The organism is Pseudolactococcus yaeyamensis (assembly GCF_054658615.1).
This window is the reverse complement of the sequence record NZ_BAAGGP010000061.1, coordinates 1-18084: the sequence shown is the minus strand read 5'-3', so window position 1 is coordinate 18084 and position 18084 is coordinate 1. Positions and strand designations below refer to the sequence as shown.

Here is an 18084-nt window from a genome sequence, read left to right as displayed (position 1 = left end):
ACGATTTATATCCATGAGAACAAGGAAATCACAATTGTGTTTCGCTTTGCGGAACAAGAACAGGAAATCGTGGCATTGATAAAGTAATAGAATAGACAAAGGAAACTGTTTTCTTTAAATACCAGTGGCTAATGGTGCGGGGAAAACAACAGCGGTCCGTATGATGTCAACCCTACTGAAAGCTGATGTCGGGAGCATTAAAATATTCGGTCATGATGCTGTCAAAGAGGCAGCAGAAGTCAGAAAACTGATCGGTTTGACAGGTCAATATGCCTCAGTAGATGAAGACTTGACAGCTTGGGAAAATTTGATGATTTTCACGGCACTTAACGGCTTAGATAAAAAACAAAGTAAGGCTAAAGCAATACAATTATTAGAAGACTTTACTTTATTAGAGGCGAAAGATAAGCAAATCAAAAATTTTTCAGGTGGGATGCGTCGTCGCCTAGATTTGGCAGTGAGCTTGATTGCCAATCCACCACTTGTTTTTCTGGATGAACCTACGACAGGGCTTGATCCCAGAACACGCGAACAAATGTGGGATGTGATTCGTGAGATGATTGCAAAAGGCACAACAGTGTTGCTCACGACACAATATCTGGAAGAAGCTGATCAGTTGGCTGACCACATTGCCTTGATTGATAAGGGAAAACTTGTCAATCAAGGCACACCAGATGAGCTCAAACGTGAAGTTGGCGATTTGAAATTCATTGTTAAATTTGAAGCCAATGCGACAAATGCAGGCGTTGTCTTAATCGAAGAAGTCTTTGACCGCGCATCAGAACTTGTTATAAATGGAAATGAAATACAGGTACCTGTCGAAAATACATTGCAAATCTCTGATTTCTTTGTCAAAGCAGAACAAAGAAAAATCGACATCAACGTATTTTCAATGCAAAAACCAACACTTGATGATGTTTTCTTCAAGTTGACTGAAGATAATAAATAAAGGATGACAAAAATGAAAAATACCCTTAAACGTCTGACAAAAGCATGCCGCGATACATTGACCTTCGCAAAACGCAGCCTACTCAAAATCTATCATAATCCAGAAAAGCTTTTTGATGTCACTTTTACACCAGTTCTATTTACGCTAATGTTTGCCTATCTTTTTGGCGGTGCGATAGCAGGTGACATGAAAAACTACTTGCCGACTTTGATTCCGGGCATTCTCGTTCAGAGCCTTTTAACAGCGACATCTGCGACTGGCGTACAAATGCGAGAAGATATTGAAAAAGGTGTGTTCGACCGTTTCAAATCACTACCAATCGCACGCATCGCACCTCTTGCCGGACCACTGGTTGCTGATCTTATACGTTATCTATTATGTACAGGATTTGTCATGGGCACTGGTCTTGTTCTAGGCTGGCAAGTTGGTGGGAGCGCCGTATCAGTCATTCTTGCTATTGCGCTTGCTGTCTTCTTTAGTTGGTCTATTAGCTGGATTTTCGCTTTTATTGGCCAAGTGATCAAAAGTTCAGCCGCCATTACCGGCATTTCGATGACCGTTATGATGCTCCTGACCTTCCTCTCAAATGCCTTTATCCCCGTCAAAACGCTTCCTAAATTCTTGCAAACTTTTGTCAATCTCAATCCGGTTAGTCATTTCGTGACAGCGCTTCGAGATTTGCTCAATAGTGGCGCAATCCATAATAATTTCTGGCTGCTCCTACTTTTAAGTGCTGCGACTGTCGTGATTTTTGCACCATTGACCACCATCAAATACAGCAAAACAATCTGATATTTTGGTATAATGGTAGCAGAAATAGAGGTAAGTCATGACAAAAGTATCAAAGGAATTATACGATAATTTGGGGAAATTGCTGCGCTTCTTTCGTCAACCACCGGGTGGTGGTGGCGGTAGACGAGGTGCTGAAAATAATGCACAAAGTCGTGTTCTACAATTTTTAGCCCTGTCAGAAACAGCCAAAACAACAGGTGAAATCGCCGAGAAATTAGAAATTAGACAACAGTCCGCCTCAGAACTTGTCAGTAAACTCGCCAAAAAATCATGGGTTGACAAGACAAAAGATGCTAAGGATAAACGGATTACCTTGGTCAGCTTGACGGAACAAGGGCGAAAGTTTTCAGAAAATGTGACCACACGAGATAGTGAATTTTATGGTCAATTTTTCGACATCTTGACCGATGCTGAACAAGTCGAACTGAATCGACTTGTTCAAAAGCTCTTTAAAGGCAAATTTGAACAGTATATGCCAAGTCGTAAAGAAAGTTTTGTCACAGCTGTTAAAAAACGCGAACAGATGAAGCGTGATTTAGGAAGAAAAAATGATTTTTAATCTTATTTTCAAAATCAGTTGAGTTTAGCATAAAAATTTCAAAAAAAGACAAACCGCATGAAATTCGTTTTTGAGAACGTTGATTTCATACGGTTTGTCTTTTTTATAATTAGGAAATGATGCTGATTTTTGACTTTCGTCTAAGCCAGATATATCAGTCTGATTCAGCCCATTCACGACTAAAGAAATAGTCATTTAAATGATAATTAGGTGTTGGTTGTTTATTTGTGAGAAAAGGATTTACAGCTTTGTCAAAGGCTAACCAGCCATTCCACCCTAAGTGAATGGTATCTTGCATAAAGTAAGGTTCACTGCCTTGTTGAGATAGGTCTGCAATTTGATTAAAACCTTGCGATCTGAGCTGATAACGGATTTTATCAACTGTTTTGGCATACATATCCGGATTTAAACCTGTATAGGCTTGCCATTTTTCATTGACAGGTGGGATGACGAACATCACATCTGTCTGATTTTTAGCAAATTCACTCAGAATAAGTTGAAAATCATTGTACTCTGGCGAATGCAGATATGAAAAGTTAGCTTGACTATCTTTTAGCTGTTCTAGCTTGTCTTTTATACGCTTTGTATAGAAACTATTCAAAATGCCAAAGTTGTTATTATTGGTATGGGTTTCACCAAGTCGCTGCGCTTGATCCCGTAATGCTGTTAAATTATAGGGCTGTGGTAAATTGTGAGCACGAGGTTTCACTTTATCCTGATAATTATCACCAAACTGCAGTCCTGCAAAAAGATTGTCTTCACGACTTGCCAACCGTTGTGCCAATTTAATTTGCCATCGCTCAAAAGTTGTTAGAGGTTTGCCAGCAACAATTTTTTTCATGAATCGACTAATCGGGCTTTCAGGAGCTAACGATAGAAAACGCTTGGCAGCGTACTTATCTTCAGCAGAATCAGTTGCGTGCTTTAAAAAACTATACCCCTGATCACTGGCGTAATAATAATTAAAAGCATCTGGTACCTGTCCTTCTTTAGCAAACCACTGAGGAGAAATCACGAAAACAGCTTGTTTATGTGTCAATTGTGACTGAATTTGTTGCATGCCGAAATAATGGGTTAGTGACTCTGCCCCTTTTAATCCGAGTAAAAAGGGCGTATAGTCTCGCTTATAAGCCTCTGATAAGATAGAGGGGTGCATCTCATCGAAACGGCGCCATTCACTTGAACCAAAAAAAGGAACAAAACGATGATTAGAGTCAGAAAGTGCCTCTTTTTTCAGAGCAGCATTTTTAAAGACAATCGGTGTCAATGCTGTTGCTGCACGTTTTTCGTCGGATAAGCGATGTGAAGTTATTTCAGGCGCAAACAAGAGTAAAGCGAATAGACCAATGAAAGCAACGAGAAGTGGCCCTAAAATCAGCCAAAGTCGTTTAAGCATGCTGTAAATCCTTTACACCTTGAACGATTTTATTGCCAGTGTTCCAGTCATCACGCCCCATATCAGAGACTGGAATTTTGACGTCGAATTTGTTCTCTAATTCAATAACGAGTTCGACAGTACCCATTGAGTCTAATACACCCGCATCAAATAAATCCTCGTCCATCATGTCAGAAATATCTTCCATAAATAAGTTGTCAATTAAGTCAATGACTGTTGTTTGAATATCCATTTTTAAATTCTCCTATAAGTTATTAAGTCAAGTTGTGATGCTTTTGTGTGGAAAAAGCAGCGCAATGAGAGGGGATTCAGACTTATCTAAGCTTTCAAAACTCAGATAATCTATAACGACAATACCATTATTTTGGAAAATGGTGGAACCAAAGTTGGTCTAAAAATCCTGAGAAGAGAAGTAGACTCAACATCACGACATTAAACGTGATAAAGATACCAAGCGCATGTGTCCATTTATTATCAGGTAAGAGTGGTTGTCCATTTTTTTTGCGTGTTTTATTGATTGTTTTCTTACGACGAACCCACCAGTCGTTGATGATTAAACCAACACCATGAAAGACACCATAAGCAATATAGTACCAAGTCACACCGTGCCAGAATCCCATGATTGTCATGTTCAAAAGATAGGCCACACTAGAGGTTGTATTTCTATTTTTAAAAATTTTCCGTTTCATCATGGCATAAACAAGTCTCATGAAAACAAAATCTCTAAACCAGAAACTCAACGACATGTGCCAGCGATTCCAGAAATCCTTTAAATCTCTAGCAATAAAAGGCTTATTAAAGTTGACAGGTGTTTTAATCCCCATTAAATAAGAAATACCAATTGCAAATAAAGAGTAGCCTGCAAAGTCAAAGAATAAATAGAAACCGTAGGCATACATAACTAAAAGTGTCGGCCAATTAAAGACACCGCCAGCACGCAAGGCGGTGTGCTGTAACTGTGGCAAGAGCACATCTCCAAAAAGATGCGCTAGGATAAACTTGTAAAACGCCCCTAACATCAGTGACCAAACCGCTTTTTCAATCATGGCTAAATAAGCATCACGCTCGGGAGGATTAAGGTAATCCTCGTTAAACCGACGAAAGCGATCAATCGGACCAGATGAAACCGTAGGCATGAAAATTATAAAGCGAAAGAAGGGCCAAAAAGTAACAGCCTTTAATTCGCCATCACGCATTTCCATGATCATGGCAACAGACCTGAATGTTAGGTAAGAGATACCTAGAAAGCCGAGTAGAGAATTAACATCTAATACAGCAGGTGTTACCTTAACGATGATGAGGGGGAAAAGTGATATGAAAACACTGAAATAGAAAACCCATTTATTATCCGCTTTTTGACGGTAAGTTTGATAGGCAAAGACAACGACTGCTTGCCAAGCAAGATAGAGAAGTAGGGCAAAGAATTGTTGGTATTTTCCCCCACCAAACATAAGACTGATAAAGGCAACTGAGACTAGACTTTCATATACCTGAAGCCGACGGCGGAAAAACAGCGCGATGATAATCGGTAGCAAAGCAAGTATCAGAATGGCAAAATATTTGGGTGTCCCATAAGGCTGCCAATTAGGCAGAGATTGTAACAGCTCGCTCATTGGTCATTCACCTCAGCAATCAAAGCTTTAATATCAATCTTGCCATTAGGCGTAATTGGTAGTGATTCCCGATAAATGAAGCGGGATGGCACCATGTAAGACATCATCTCATTTTCGAGTTCCGTTTTGATAGCCTTGGTTAATTGCAAATCACGTTCAAATTCGTCTCTAGCACCAGGTTTAAGTACAATATAAGCCAATAACTGATGAACCTTATGTTGATCATTATAACGTGGTACAGCAACCGCAGAGGCAACATATTGAGAAAGATTTAAGACATGCGCCACTTCTTCCAATTCAATTCGGTACCCATTAAGCTTAATTTGGAAATCCATGCGACCACGATAATGGAGCATGCCTGATGTATCAAGTAAACCTAAATCACCAGTATGATAAGCTTTTTGACCATTCAGCTCAAAGAAAGACTGCGCTGTTTTTTCAGGATTATTAATGTAACCTTTGGAAACAGCAGGACCAGTCACGACGATTTCGCCTTGCTCGCCAGCCTTCAAAATCTCCCCCGTCTCATTGAGGATAAAAGTCGGCGAATCAGCTTTAATATAGCCAATCGGCAGACGATCTGATTTATCAATCATCTCATCTGTAATGGTCACAGCAGAAAAAGCAACGGTGCTTTCAGTCGGACCAAAAGAATTGACGACTCTGGCTTTAGGAAAGCGCTGATGTAATTTACTAGCAGTACCAACGGTTAGCTCCTCACCACAGAAGTAAAAGTGTGTGAGACTAGGCATCTTTTCAGCAGAAAAATCTTCAGAAAGTAAGACCATATCGGCAAAAGAAGGTGTTGATACCCAAACTTGAATCGGTAAAGTCGGCAAAACAGCAAACAAATCTTTGAAATTCTCTGTTTTTTCTTTTGGCAAAGCATAGAGACAGCCACCAGCTGCTAAAGCGGGCGCCCAAGACATGACAGATAAGTCAAAAGAATAAGGCGCTTGTGCTAAAATTTTAGCTTGTGAGGGTAAGTCAAATTCACTTGATTCTAGCGTCCAATTGACAAAGGATAAGAGATTCGCATGTGAAATTTGAACTCCTTTAGGCTTACCAGTTGTACCAGAGGTAAAGATAATATAATAAGTCTCATCGCCAGTGACAGGATGTGTCAACTCATACTCAGTAGGTTCTGCAAGAACAGCAGATAATTGAGTAGCAGTTATGACAGGCATCTCTGAGATGTCAATTGGCAAAGGATTAATTGCAATTACAGCACTAGGTTCAGCAATTTCAAGAATGTTTGTCAGACGTTCATTAGCTGAATTGACATCAACAGGAATATAAGCATGGCCAGATTTTGTTAAACCAACAAAAGTAGCTAGTATCTCGTATTCTTGTCCACTAAAAACCATCACAGGACTTTTCTCAGGCAAGTTTAAGCTATCAATATAAGCCGCAATAGTATCTGAGTCTTGTTTAAGTTGTTGGTAAGAATATGTTTGCCCTAATAAATCATAAACTGCTGCATTAGGCGTTTTTTGGGCATGGTGATGAAGTGTTGTGATAAAGTCTGAAATGATCATAGGTAGTCTTCTTTCCTTGTGATTAGAACTCATTATAAATAAAGTGTCCCTGTCCTTCTCCGGAGTAGTTAAATAAATAGAGCAGGGCAATGATAATCATGAAATAGAATAAGCTCTGCAAAATAAATTTGATGACAGGCCATGCTTTTTGTTGCGGCAAATTCTGAATATATTTAATCAATTATGAGTTCTCCTGTTTTTAAGTGTCACTTTACCATTTTAACAAGTATTTGAGTAAATTGCTACCATCCAGAGTGATAGCGCGTAACGGATGGTGATAGTGCCAAGACGATTATACCAGACATCATAGTGCTATCAGCTTACGAAGCAAAAATAAATACTTACATTTTTGAAAGGTTGAACAAAAGTTAGGATGTTCAAACCACATGAGTATTAAGATGTTATTATCTATTATATCTTAGAAATTACGAAAAATTATCCTTCTAAAGTCTTATTTTGCGAGAAATATAAAAAAATTAAAATTGTTACCCACTTAGATAGCTTTAGCGAGTAGCAATTAGAAATTTTTCCTTCTCAAATTGGTTTTTTATTTGGCGTGCCAGCCTTACGTGGAAATTTTTTAGGGGTTTCTTTTTTCTTCTCAATGATGACCAGATGACGCTCGTCGTCATTTGGCAAAGCATAATCTAGCGTATCACCCAACTTGCCACCCAAAATCGCAATTGCGTGCTTAGCTTCTGAAATTTCATCTAACATTTGACTTGCCTTTAAGGACAGAAGTTTGCCCTCTTTTCTTAAAAATGGTAGTGTCAACTCGGTTAAAACATTGAGGCGCGCCACAGCGCGAGCAGTCACGTAGTCAAACTGACCTCTGTAAACAGGATTTTGACCAAAATCTTCAGCGCGGCCATGTAATAAAGTAACAGAAGTCATATCAAAACCGAGTTTGTCAGATAGTACCGCTAAAAACTTAATCCGTTTATTTAAAGAATCAATGATTGTCACCTGTAATTCAGGATAGATGATTTTCATTGGAAAGCTTGGAAAGCCAGCACCAGCCCCAATATCTAACAATTTAATCGGTGCATTGTCAATCACACCGTATAAAATCGGCGCAATCGAGTCGTAAAAATGTTTGAGGTAAACGTCAGTTTCATCAGTGATAGCTGTTAGATTAATCTTTTCATTTTCAGTGACTAGAAACTCAAAATAAGTCTTAAATTGTGCTTTCTGAGTGTCTGATAATTGGATGTTAAAGGTCTCTAGCGAGGCATAAAAATCTTCTGGTGTCATAATTGTCTTTCTAGTAGGTCTTTGGTAATCTGACGAATAACAGATTTGACAGGTATATGAGGTAATTTCTCGATAAGTTTGAGCGCATTTGCAGTGTATTGGCGAGCCAAATCATGCGTTTTTTGTAGGGCATTTGTGTGTTGGATAATCTGAAAAACAGCATCAAAATTTTCTTGTTTTAATAGGTCAGCAACTCTGTCATTCGCGGCTAAGGCAAATAGAACAGGTGCAGAATAAATGCCTTGTTGCATATCTGCAAGAACCGGCTTACCAAGTGTTTCGCGATTCGCTGTATAATCGAGATAATCATCCATGATTTGAAAGGCTATCCCGATATTTAAGCCAATATCGTAGGCTAATTGTGCGAGTTTATAGGCACCGTCAGCAAACAGTGCAACAGCACAAGCTTGTGCGAATAGTTCAGCGGTTTTACCTGAAATATTATCAATATAATCATCAATCGTCTGCTCAGTATTAAATTTTAGATTCATTTGACCAAGCTCGCCATTGAGTAATTTTTCCATGGCATCAACGCGCTGAGATAAATGAGACAAGTCTAGGGCGTGTTGAATCATTAGTCTAAAAACAGCAATGAAGAGATAATCACCTGCGTAAACAGCCACCTCAGCACCGTAAAGATGAGAAATCGTTGGCACACCACGACGTGTTTCAGCCTGATCAATCACGTCATCATGAATCAAGGTAGCCGTATGTAACATTTCGATGGAACTAGCCAGCGCGATTCTTTTATCCGCTTCTAAATCAGTAAATTCAGAGAATAGTAGCAGATAGGCAGGCCGAAGTCGTTTGCCGCCAGAAGTAAAGATGTCTAAAATTGCCGCTTCTGTCTGGGGATTTTTGACATGAATGGCAGCAGTCATCATGTGCTGTACCTGCTCAAGTTGCGCTGAAAGATGGGGATAGAGTGTCCAAAAGGTCATGTGTGTGTTATCCAAGTTTTATTTTCCTTTATCAACAAAGCATTGATAGGTTTAATTTTATAAAGTAATGCGTTACCAGCTATCCCGATGAAAAATCCGGCTAAGAGGCCAAAGAAGGCTAACCAGGGGAGATATAATAGCACAACAGGGGTCTGGGCAATCCAAGTCGCCATAAGGAGTTGACCGACATTATGAAAAAAGCCACCGACGAGAGAAATGCCAATCAAACTCACAAGTCTTGGTCCTAAAAGCTTGACGAGATACATGAACAGTAGGGCTAGAAAGCCACCAGCCATGCTATAGAGAAAGACCGAAAAGCTCGTAAAAAGCGCAGTGAGCAGTAGTTTGAGTAGTATGAGGAGGAACACATCAGATTTTTTCAAGGTGAAAATAGCGATGAGGACAATCAGATTGGCGAAGCCAAATTTAGCGCCTGGTGCAAAAGCAAAAGGTGATGGAAATATGGATTCGACAATTCCTATAATGGTTGCCGTCGCTGTTAATAAAGCAATATAGACAAGTCGATGCAAATGTTGTGTGTTCATTAGTAATCTATTATCCTATTTCCGTCATCATCACCTGAAGGCATCACCTCAATGACAAGTTTATGGGGGAGACAAACGATGGTTTGTCCAGTTTGATTGATAAAGCCTTTTCTGACACAGATCTGATCGCCACAATTGGCATAAACGATAGCGATGCGCCCGTCTCGAACTTCTATTTTGTTGCTATCACCATCATCATCTTGATACGTATATGTCTGATTTTTCGTCAAATCAAAAGATTTAATGATTTGGGCATCAACACGTAATTGTGCCTGACGATTTGGGGTTGACTTGTTACCTAAAAGTAGAAATGGCGTGAAGCTTGCCATCATCAGGCAGATAATGATGATAAAATCTAGTGGTTTCATCTGCAAGGCTTTGAATGCAGTCAAGAAATGTTGTAGCTTGCCCATGGTTATTTTCATTATCATATTTTATCATTTTTAACGCATTTTTGCTTGAAAATGATAACACAAGTAGAGTTTTTTGACGCATGAATCGCTTAAAAACAGAAAAAACGTTCTCACTATCAGAACGTCAATTCTTTACTTTTTAGTAGGTGCAGGCTTAGCAGCTTGAACCGCTTTTTCAAGTTCTTTGCCTTTTTTGATGATGTAGTCATGCAAGTCGTGCTTGATTTGCGGATGATTAAGGCCATATTCAATCGTCGTTTCAACAAAACCAAATTTATCTCCGACATCGTATCGGCGATCAGTAAATTCACGGGCAAAAACGCGTTGTGTTTTGTTAAGTGTCTCAATGGCATCTGTCAATTGAATTTCATTGCCAGCACCGAGTGTTTGATTTTCCAAGATACTGAAAATTTCAGGTGTCAAGAGATAGCGTCCGATGATTGCCAAGTCGCTAGGGGCATCGGCGATCGCAGGTTTTTCAACGAAATTAGCGACATTATAGAGACCTTTTTCGACCTCACCCTCAGGTGCAATCACACCATATTTGTCAACATCTTGATGTGGCACTTTCATGACAGCAATGGTCGATGCATGCGTTTTTTCATAGTCATTGATGAGTTGTTTCGTTAATGGCATTTCAGATTCCATCAAATCATCACCAAGCATCACAACAAAAGGTTCTTCACCGATAAAAGATTTAGCTTGAAGCACAGCGTGCCCCAATCCTTTAGGATGACTTTGACGAATGAAGTGCAGGTTAATATCTGTCGTTTCCTCGACAAGTTTCAGCAAATCATCCTTGCCTTTTTCCTTAAGCGCCATTTCAAGTTCGATATTTGAATCGAAATGATCTTCGATTGGTCGTTTCGCCTTACCAGTGACAATCAGGATATCTTCAATACCAGATTTGAGTGCTTCCTCAACGATAAATTGAATCGTTGGTTTATCGACAATTGGTAGCATTTCTTTCGCAAGCGCCTTAGTAGCAGGCAAAAAACGTGTGCCGAGTCCTGCTGCTGGAATGACAGCTTTACGAACCTTTTTAGTTAAACAATCTTCTTTTATCATTTTAATTCAATCCTTTAATTTCTATAATATATTCATTTTCGGGGCGTCCTTCGCGGCGCATCAGTTTAATGATGCTTTCCCGAATATTTGCATCTTGATAAATCACATTGTAAATGGTATCAACGATTGGCATATCAACAGATAACATTTCTGCTAATTCATGTGCAACCTTTGTTGTTGACACACCCTCGATGACCATGCCCATGTTGGCTTCAATATCGGCGAGTTTTTCACCACGCCCTAGCGCATCACCAGCACGCCAGTTGCGAGAGTGGATAGAAGTACCAGTAACAATCAAATCACCAACACCTGATAAACCGATATAGGTCATGGGATTGGCACCCATGGCGACACCGAGGCGTGTAATTTCAGCAAGACCACGTGTGATGATGGCGGCCTTGGCATTATCACCAAAACCGAGACCGTGTAAAGCACCAGCGCCGACTGCAATAACATTTTTTAAAGCAGCTGCCGTCTCCACACCGATGACATCATCATTTGTGTAAAGTCTGAAATAGTCGTTACTAAAAAGTTTTTGAACATATTTGGCATCTTCAAGATTTTTAGAAGCTGCAGTGATCAGGGTTAAATCACGGACAATTGTTTCTTCTGCGTGAGAAGGGCCTGAAACGACGACGACTTCAGAACGCAAGTCAGCAGGAATTTCTTCTTCTAAAATCATTGAGATGCGTTCATGTGTGCCTTGCTCCAAGCCTTTAGAAGCGTGCATGACCACGACTTTGTGATCCAGAACTTCAGCGACTTGTTTGGCAACGAGTCGGGTTACTTTAGTTGGTACAACAAACAGAATGGCATCGATACCAGCAAGTGTGACAGAAAGGTCATTGTAACCAGTGATTTTATCGTCTAAAACAACATCGCTAAAATAGCGTGTATTGGTATGTTTTTCATTAATTTCAGTAATTTGTTCAGGAACATTTCCCCAAATCCGAACTTCATGACCATTATCGTTGAGAACTTGTGAGAGTGCAGTTCCCCAAGAACCAGGGCCTAAGACGGCAATTTTCTTTTGAGTCATAATACCTCCAATTGTATTCCATTTCATTTTAGCACATTCTCGATCAAAAATCATACTCTAGACTGAGAATTGCACGAGAAAATGTGCTAAAATAGAGTTATGAAATTGATAATAATATTGATAATAATAGTGGTGGTGCTCATTTTGTGGTTAATACATGATTTTAAAAAAGGTAAAAAGAATCCAAATTTAATCGAATCCTATCATGAAAAAGGGTTGTCGGATCAAGACATCACCATTTTTCGTCAAACCATGCAGGATGCCAAGACCCAAATCAAAACTTGGGAAACCGCTGTTAAGCATGATTCTGAGCTACAAATCATTGAAAATGTAACCGGTGGTTTGAAAAGTGCCAAAAAATTATTTCAACTGATTGTGAAACATCCAAAAATGGCTTTGACAAATCATGATTTTCTTTACAAACAATTACCAACTATGGTTGAATTGACTGAGACTTATGACAATGTCAAAAGCGTTGATAAACTTGATCAGGATTTAAAGATTGAAAGTCAAAAGGTAATTCGCAAACTATCTGAAAAAATTGCGAAAACATATGAATTAGAACTGTCTGATGATATTGAAAAAATTAAAGATGAGGTAGAAAATGGCTAACGATATTTTGGATGATTTAATGACTGCTGACCAAGCCACTATAATAGAAAGCCTACCGACACAAAGTACGACGACTGTAAATACGCTTGCGACATTGTCGGAAGAAGAGGTCGGGAAAGCAAAAGAGTTATCTAAGTCTCTTGATGAAAATAATTCCCAATCCGTGATTGAATACGGCTCACTTGCACAGAAAAAGATTGGTGACTTTTCACAATCTGTTTTAAACAAAGTACAGGCTAAAGATTTGGGTGAAGTGGGGTCAGCGCTGACTGACTTGATGTATCAGCTCCAAGAGTCTAATCCTAACGATCTGGTGGCAGAAGACCCGGGCTTTTTCAAAAAAATGTTTGGCAAAGTCAAAAAATCAATTTTTGAAGTGACACAAAAATATCAAAAATTGGGTGCTGGGATTGATAAAATTTCGATTAAGTTGACGCATGAATACAAAGGTTTATTGGAAGATAATAAAACTTTGGAAACACTTTACGCTGAGAATTTGGATTATTTCCATGCTCTTAATGTCTATATTGCGGGTGCAGAGTTAAAAATCAAGGAACTTGATCAAACAATCATTCCTCAAGCGAAAATTGAAGCGGAAAACACACCAGATAATGCCATTGCTGTTCAAAAGATTTCTGATTTGGAAAGCTATAAAAATCGGTTGGACAAACGTCAGTATGATTTGAAGTTAGCGCGTCAGATTACGATTCAACAGGCACCGCAAATTCGGATGATTCAAAATACCAATCAAGAATTGGCTGAGAAGATTCAAACATCTATTAACACTGCCATTCCATTGTGGAAAAATCAGGTTGCCATTGCCCTGACACTCTTGAAACAAAAAGACGCTTTGACAAGCCAGCGAATTGTATCCAATACGACTAATGATTTATTGACCAAAAATTCTGAAATGTTGAAACAGTCGTCTATAGAAGCAGCACGTGAAAATGAACGAGGTGTGGTTGATATTGAGACACTTAAAACGACTCAGGCTAATTTGATTGAAACCATTCAAGAAACGATGAACATTCAACGTGAAGGTGCCATCAAGCGCCGTCAAGGCGAGGTGGAGTTAGCCCAGCTCGAAGAAGAAATTAAAGCTAAATTACTGGCTTTATCCAATAAAGAGAAAAGCGAGTAAAATCTATCTCGCTTTTTTTACGCCTTAAAATTGGACTATACCATTTTTGACAAAGATCAGAAAAAGATGTAAAATAAGGCAAAGCGTATTTAAAGAAAGAATGAGGTAAAGTCAATGACAACTTACTATATTAAGGCAGACAAATTTTTCTATCCTTATGAAGTTAAAGTGGGTGGCTACTTAGAAGTCACTGCAGATGGCAAATTTGGCAAACATACCATGCAAACACCCGAAAATGCTGAAATTTTAGATTACAGTGGTAAATTTATTGCACCGGGCTTGGTTGACACGCATGTGCATGGCTATGCGGGGGCTGATGTCATGGATAACGATAAAGAGGGGATTATACACACCATGAGTGACGCCCTTTTGTCAACAGGTGTGACATCGTTTTTACCAACTGCTTTGACAGCAAGTTATGAGCAATTGCGTGATATTTGTGAAACGATTGGTGAGCATTATGCAGAGGCATCAGGTGCTAAAATTCAAGGGATTTTCTTTGAAGGTCCTTATTTTACAGAAAAGTATAAAGGTGCGCAAAATGCAGATTATATGCGTAACCCTAGTTTTGAAGAATTCCAAGGTTGGCAAGCAGCAGCTAAAGGTATGTTGTTGAAAATCGCAGTTGCTCCTGAACGTGATGGCGTTGAAGATTTTATCTCAAAAGTGACTGCGACTGGTACAAGAGTTGCGCTTGGTCACTCGGATGCCACTTATGAACAGGCTGTTCGTGGGGCAGAAGCTGGTGCTAGTATCTGGGTTCATGCCTATAATGGTATGCGTGGCTTGACGCACCGTGAACTTGGGATGGTTGGAGCTATCTATGAAATTCCGCATACTTATGCTGAGTTAATTTGTGATGGTCACCATGTGCATCCAAAAGCATGTGATATTTTGATGAAGCAAAAAGGTCATGACCACGTTGCTTTGATTACTGACTGTATGCGTGCTGGTGGTGAACCTGACGGCGACTACATGTTAGGCGAATATCCTGTTATCGTTGAAAATGGGACGGCACGTCTGAAAGACGGTGGTAATTTAGCAGGGTCGATCTTAAAGCTCAAAGATGGTCTTAAGAATGTCGTTGAATGGGGAATTGCCTCACCTGAAGAAGCTGTGCTGATGGCTACTCTGATTCCAGCAAAATCTGTGGGCATTGATGACAGATGTGGTCGTATTAAAGCAGGATTTGCAGCTGATTTCATCGTACTTGAAGCAGATTTAGAATTGACAGCTACTTATTTGAATGGCGAAAAGGTTTATTCTGCTTAAATTTAAAACACAGCGTCATCTGCTACTGATTGGCTGATGATGCTGTGTTTTAAAAAGGCGTGTGAGCGCTTTTATAATGAACAAACAAAGAAAACGTTTTCTTGTATTTAGCACTGACAAATTAAGCTCAAACGTGGTATAATGATTAAGATAAAAACTTTGGAGGATTAATACTCAAATGAAACGTATTGCCGTTTTAACCAGTGGTGGTGATGCCCCTGGTATGAATGCCGCTATTCGTGCCGTTGTTCGTAAAGCCATTTACGAAGGTATGGAAGTATTCGGCATTAATTATGGTTATGCTGGTATGGTTGCTGGCGACATATTCCCTTTAACAAGTAGAGGTGTTGGCGGAAAAATTTCACAGGGTGGCACTTTCTTGTACTCTGCTCGTTTTCCTGAATTTGCTGAGCTTGAAGGTCAGCTTGCTGGTATTGAACAACTTAAAAAACATGGAATTGAAGGGGTGGTTGTTATCGGTGGTGATGGCTCATACCACGGTGCGATGCGCTTAACAGAGCATGGTTTCCCAGCGATTGGTTTGCCGGGTACGATTGATAATGATATCGTCGGCACTGACTATACCATCGGTTTTGATACGGCAGTGACAACTGCGCTTGAGGCGATTGACAAAATTCGTGACACATCATCTTCTCATAAACGGACGTTTATCGTTGAGGTAATGGGGCGTCATGCTGGTGACATCGCACTTTGGGCAGGGATTGGTGCGGGTGCTGATGAGATTCTCATTCCTGAACAAGATTTTGATGTGAACGAGTTAGTCGCTTCAATCAAACATGGCTACAAAAATGGTAAAAATCATAACATCATCGTCCTTGCAGAAGGTGTCATGACTGGTGCAGAACTTGCCAAAAAAATTAAAGCTGCTGGTGACGACAGTGATCTTCGTGTCAGTACTTTGGGGCATATCCAACGTGGTGGTACACCAACTGCCCGTGACCGTGTTTTGGCATCATGGATGGGTGCTCGTGCTGTTGAATTACTTAAAGCAGGTCGAGGTGGTCTTGCTGTTGGCATCCACAACGAAAAATTGGTCGAAAGTCCAATTTTAGGGACAGCAGAAGAGGGCGCCTTGTTTAGTCTTGATAATGGTAAAATCATTGTCAATAATCCTCACGAAGCGAACCTTGATTTATACAAACTTAACAAAGAAATTTCGTCTTAAACATTGATTGATTTTCTTTACTTTACTTGTTACTTCACTGCAATAAGCAGTATCAGAACACCTCTCGTTTGAGATGTTCATAAATATTGGTGAAAGCCACTTAATTATAGAAGGAGTTCTATCAAAATGAACAAACGCGTAAAAATCGTTGCAACCCTTGGACCAGCTGTTGAAATTCGTGGGGGCAAAAAATTCGGAGATGATGGCTATTGGGCAGGCAAACTTGATGTTGAAGCTTCGGCATTAAAAATTGCTGAACTCATTAAAGAAGGGGCTAACGTTTTCCGTTTTAATTTCTCACATGGTGACCATGAGGAACAAGGCGATCGTATGAAAGTTGTACATCGTGCTGAAGAAATCGCTAACCAAAAAGTAGGTTTCTTGCTAGATACAAAAGGACCTGAAATCCGTACAGAACTTTTTGCTGATGATGCCAAAGAATATGCTTACTCAACTGGCGATAAATTACGTGTTACAACAAAGCAAGGTGAATTGTCTACCAAAGAAGTCATCGCTTTAAGCGTTGCAGGTGGTCTTGATATTTTTGATGATGTTGAAGTTGGTCAACAAATTCTAGTTGACGATGGAAAACTTGGTTTGACAGTGGTTGGTAAAGATGCTGCGACACGTCAATTTGAAGTTGAAGTTGAAAATGATTCTGTCATTGCCAAACAAAAAGGGGTCAACATTCCTAATACTAAAATTCCTTTCCCAGCACTTGCTGAACGTGATAATGATGATATCCGTTTTGGTTTGGAACAAGGTTTGAACTTCATTGCGATTTCATTTGTTCGTTCTGCTAAAGATGTCAATGAAGTGCGTGCGATTCTTGAAGAAACTGGTAATACGCATGTTCAGCTCTTCGCTAAAATCGAAAACCAACAAGGGATTGATAATATTGACGAAATTATTGCGGCTTCTGAAGGTATCATGATTGCCCGTGGTGATATGGGGATTGAAGTACCATTTGAAATGGTACCAGTTTACCAAAAACAAATCATCCAAAAAGTTAACGCTGCTGGTAAAGCTGTTATCACAGCAACTAACATGCTTGAAACAATGACTGACAAACCACGTGCAACTCGCTCAGAAATCTCTGACGTTTTCAATGCAGTTATTGATGGTACGGATGCAACGATGCTCTCAGGCGAATCTGCTAATGGTAAATACCCGGTAGAATCAGTTCGTACAATGGCAACTGTTGACAAAAATGCACAAGCACTTTTGAAAGAATATGGTCGTTTGTCTTCTGATAAATTTGACCGTTCTAGTGTAACAGAAGTTGTTGCTTCAGCGGTTAAGGATGCGACAAATTCTATGGATATCAAATTGATTGTTGCTTTGACTGAGTCAGGTTCAACTGCACGTTTGATCTCAAAATATCGTCCTGACGCGGATATTTTGGCGATTACATTTGACGAAAAAATTGAAAAATCACTAATGATTAACTGGGGGGTTATTCCAGTCTTGACTGACAAACCTGCCTCAACTGATGACATGTTTGAAGTAGCTGAAAAAGCAGCAATAGACTCAGGTCTTGTAGGATCCGGTGATAACATCATCATCGTTGCTGGTGTACCAGTTGGTTCTGGCCGCACGAATACAATGCGTATCCGTACAGTTAAATAATTTTTTCGAAAGAGGCTGGGACAAAAGTCCACAGTCACTAAAATAAAAAGCAAGCTAATCCAATCAATTTTGATTGTTCTAGCCTGCTTTTTTTCTATATCCGACAGGTTACCATCAGTTTTCTGAGATTAATCGCC

General features: G+C 39.6%; 19 protein-coding genes. 8 read left to right on the top strand and 11 right to left on the bottom strand.

Features of this window, described 5'->3' with window-relative positions; all coding sequences use genetic code 11:
- The first annotated feature begins 124 nt into the window (after positions 1–124).
- The 3 genes from ACYQ21_RS11095 to ACYQ21_RS11085 are packed head-to-tail and all read left to right on the top strand — an operon-like array spanning position 125 to position 2300.
- Positions 125–949, top strand: a complete 825-nt coding sequence (locus tag ACYQ21_RS11095; RefSeq protein WP_460058490.1) for an ATP-binding cassette domain-containing protein — start codon at positions 125–127, stop codon at positions 947–949.
- A gap of 3 nt (positions 950–952) precedes the next feature.
- Positions 953–1741: an ABC transporter permease gene (locus ACYQ21_RS11090; RefSeq protein ID WP_460058489.1), complete on the top strand. Its 789-nt coding sequence runs from the start codon at positions 953–955 to the stop codon at positions 1739–1741.
- Positions 1742–1778: 37 nt separating this feature from the next.
- Positions 1779–2300 (top strand): MarR family winged helix-turn-helix transcriptional regulator, encoded by a 522-nt coding sequence (locus ACYQ21_RS11085; RefSeq protein ID WP_460058488.1) that lies wholly within the window; start codon positions 1779–1781, stop codon positions 2298–2300.
- 154 nt (positions 2301–2454) lie between these two features.
- Here the strand turns inward: ACYQ21_RS11085 and dltD are convergent, their stop codons facing one another.
- From dltD to ACYQ21_RS11030, 11 genes are all read right to left on the bottom strand, one after another.
- A complete protein-coding gene (gene dltD / locus ACYQ21_RS11080) occupies positions 2455–3696 on the bottom strand; it encodes a D-alanyl-lipoteichoic acid biosynthesis protein DltD (protein WP_460058487.1) in 1242 nt (413 codons plus the stop codon).
- Positions 3689–3928, bottom strand: coding sequence for a D-alanine--poly(phosphoribitol) ligase subunit DltC (gene dltC, locus ACYQ21_RS11075; protein ID WP_460058486.1), 240 nt, complete (start codon positions 3926–3928; stop codon positions 3689–3691). The genes dltD and dltC overlap by 8 nt, the downstream gene beginning before the upstream one ends.
- Positions 3929–4055: 127 nt before the next feature.
- Positions 4056–5309 (bottom strand): D-alanyl-lipoteichoic acid biosynthesis protein DltB, encoded by a 1254-nt coding sequence (gene dltB, locus ACYQ21_RS11070; RefSeq protein WP_460058485.1) that lies wholly within the window; start codon positions 5307–5309, stop codon positions 4056–4058.
- Positions 5306–6847 (bottom strand): D-alanine--poly(phosphoribitol) ligase subunit DltA, encoded by a 1542-nt coding sequence (dltA, locus tag ACYQ21_RS11065; protein WP_460058484.1) that lies wholly within the window; start codon positions 6845–6847, stop codon positions 5306–5308. The genes dltB and dltA overlap by 4 nt, the downstream gene beginning before the upstream one ends.
- A gap of 22 nt (positions 6848–6869) precedes the next feature.
- Entirely contained in the window at positions 6870–7007 is a 138-nt protein-coding gene (locus tag ACYQ21_RS11060; protein ID WP_040525429.1) for a teichoic acid D-Ala incorporation-associated protein DltX, read from the bottom strand.
- Between the two features lie 374 nt (positions 7008–7381).
- Entirely contained in the window at positions 7382–8101 is a 720-nt protein-coding gene (rsmG, locus tag ACYQ21_RS11055; protein WP_460058483.1) for a 16S rRNA (guanine(527)-N(7))-methyltransferase RsmG, read from the bottom strand.
- Complete coding sequence (locus ACYQ21_RS11050) at positions 8098–9042, bottom strand: polyprenyl synthetase family protein (RefSeq protein WP_460058482.1); 945 nt, start codon at positions 9040–9042, stop codon at positions 8098–8100. Before ACYQ21_RS11050 ends, rsmG begins: the two co-directional genes overlap by 4 nt.
- Positions 9039–9587: a Gx transporter family protein gene (locus ACYQ21_RS11045; protein ID WP_460058481.1), complete on the bottom strand. Its 549-nt coding sequence runs from the start codon at positions 9585–9587 to the stop codon at positions 9039–9041. The genes ACYQ21_RS11050 and ACYQ21_RS11045 overlap by 4 nt, the downstream gene beginning before the upstream one ends.
- Positions 9587–10012 (bottom strand): NusG domain II-containing protein, encoded by a 426-nt coding sequence (locus tag ACYQ21_RS11040; protein WP_460058480.1) that lies wholly within the window; start codon positions 10010–10012, stop codon positions 9587–9589. Before ACYQ21_RS11040 ends, ACYQ21_RS11045 begins: the two co-directional genes overlap by 1 nt.
- Before the next feature lie 120 nt (positions 10013–10132).
- Positions 10133–11068 (bottom strand): UTP--glucose-1-phosphate uridylyltransferase GalU, encoded by a 936-nt coding sequence (gene galU / locus ACYQ21_RS11035; RefSeq protein ID WP_460058479.1) that lies wholly within the window; start codon positions 11066–11068, stop codon positions 10133–10135.
- 1 nt (position 11069) lies between these two features.
- On the bottom strand, positions 11070–12107 hold the full coding sequence (locus ACYQ21_RS11030; RefSeq protein WP_460058478.1) for an NAD(P)H-dependent glycerol-3-phosphate dehydrogenase: 1038 nt from the start codon (positions 12105–12107) through the stop codon (positions 11070–11072).
- A 99-nt stretch (positions 12108–12206) separates the two neighbouring features.
- Here ACYQ21_RS11030 and ACYQ21_RS11025 point away from each other — a divergent pair, with 99 nt between their 5' ends.
- From ACYQ21_RS11025 to pyk, 5 genes are all read left to right on the top strand, one after another.
- A complete protein-coding gene (locus tag ACYQ21_RS11025) occupies positions 12207–12719 on the top strand; it encodes a 5-bromo-4-chloroindolyl phosphate hydrolysis family protein (protein ID WP_460058477.1) in 513 nt (170 codons plus the stop codon).
- Positions 12712–13860 (top strand): toxic anion resistance protein, encoded by a 1149-nt coding sequence (locus tag ACYQ21_RS11020; protein WP_460058476.1) that lies wholly within the window; start codon positions 12712–12714, stop codon positions 13858–13860. The genes ACYQ21_RS11025 and ACYQ21_RS11020 overlap by 8 nt, the downstream gene beginning before the upstream one ends.
- Positions 13861–13974: 114 nt before the next feature.
- Positions 13975–15132, top strand: coding sequence for an N-acetylglucosamine-6-phosphate deacetylase (gene nagA / locus ACYQ21_RS11015; RefSeq protein ID WP_460058475.1), 1158 nt, complete (start codon positions 13975–13977; stop codon positions 15130–15132).
- 178 nt (positions 15133–15310) lie between these two features.
- Positions 15311–16318 carry a 6-phosphofructokinase gene (pfkA, locus tag ACYQ21_RS11010; RefSeq protein ID WP_460058474.1) on the top strand — a complete coding sequence of 336 codons (1008 nt, stop codon included), beginning with the start codon at positions 15311–15313 and terminating at the stop codon, positions 16316–16318.
- A gap of 126 nt (positions 16319–16444) precedes the next feature.
- Complete coding sequence (gene pyk / locus ACYQ21_RS11005; protein WP_460058473.1) at positions 16445–17947, top strand: pyruvate kinase; 1503 nt, start codon at positions 16445–16447, stop codon at positions 17945–17947.
- The last annotated feature ends 137 nt before the right edge of the window (positions 17948–18084 follow it).

What these genes read in the sequence shown, in the direction of transcription:
- ACYQ21_RS11090 (WP_460058489.1), top strand. Translation starts at nt 953, where the DNA reads ATGACAAAAATGAAAAATACCCTTAAACGTCTGACAAAAGCATGCCGC.
- ACYQ21_RS11085 (WP_460058488.1), top strand. Translation starts at nt 1,779, where the DNA reads ATGACAAAAGTATCAAAGGAATTATACGATAATTTGGGGAAATTGCTG.
- dltD (WP_460058487.1), bottom strand. Translation starts at nt 3,696, where the DNA reads ATGCTTAAACGACTTTGGCTGATTTTAGGGCCACTTCTCGTTGCTTTC.
- dltC (WP_460058486.1), bottom strand. Translation starts at nt 3,928, where the DNA reads ATGGATATTCAAACAACAGTCATTGACTTAATTGACAACTTATTTATG.
- dltB (WP_460058485.1), bottom strand. Translation starts at nt 5,309, where the DNA reads ATGAGCGAGCTGTTACAATCTCTGCCTAATTGGCAGCCTTATGGGACA.
- dltA (WP_460058484.1), bottom strand. Translation starts at nt 6,847, where the DNA reads ATGATCATTTCAGACTTTATCACAACACTTCATCACCATGCCCAAAAA.
- rsmG (WP_460058483.1), bottom strand. Translation starts at nt 8,101, where the DNA reads ATGACACCAGAAGATTTTTATGCCTCGCTAGAGACCTTTAACATCCAA.
- ACYQ21_RS11050 (WP_460058482.1), bottom strand. Translation starts at nt 9,042, where the DNA reads ATGACCTTTTGGACACTCTATCCCCATCTTTCAGCGCAACTTGAGCAG.
- ACYQ21_RS11045 (WP_460058481.1), bottom strand. Translation starts at nt 9,587, where the DNA reads ATGAACACACAACATTTGCATCGACTTGTCTATATTGCTTTATTAACA.
- ACYQ21_RS11040 (WP_460058480.1), bottom strand. Translation starts at nt 10,012, where the DNA reads ATGAAAATAACCATGGGCAAGCTACAACATTTCTTGACTGCATTCAAA.
- galU (WP_460058479.1), bottom strand. Translation starts at nt 11,068, where the DNA reads ATGATAAAAGAAGATTGTTTAACTAAAAAGGTTCGTAAAGCTGTCATT.
- ACYQ21_RS11030 (WP_460058478.1), bottom strand. Translation starts at nt 12,107, where the DNA reads ATGACTCAAAAGAAAATTGCCGTCTTAGGCCCTGGTTCTTGGGGAACT.
- ACYQ21_RS11025 (WP_460058477.1), top strand. Translation starts at nt 12,207, where the DNA reads ATGAAATTGATAATAATATTGATAATAATAGTGGTGGTGCTCATTTTG.
- ACYQ21_RS11020 (WP_460058476.1), top strand. Translation starts at nt 12,712, where the DNA reads ATGGCTAACGATATTTTGGATGATTTAATGACTGCTGACCAAGCCACT.
- nagA (WP_460058475.1), top strand. Translation starts at nt 13,975, where the DNA reads ATGACAACTTACTATATTAAGGCAGACAAATTTTTCTATCCTTATGAA.
- pfkA (WP_460058474.1), top strand. Translation starts at nt 15,311, where the DNA reads ATGAAACGTATTGCCGTTTTAACCAGTGGTGGTGATGCCCCTGGTATG.
- pyk (WP_460058473.1), top strand. Translation starts at nt 16,445, where the DNA reads ATGAACAAACGCGTAAAAATCGTTGCAACCCTTGGACCAGCTGTTGAA.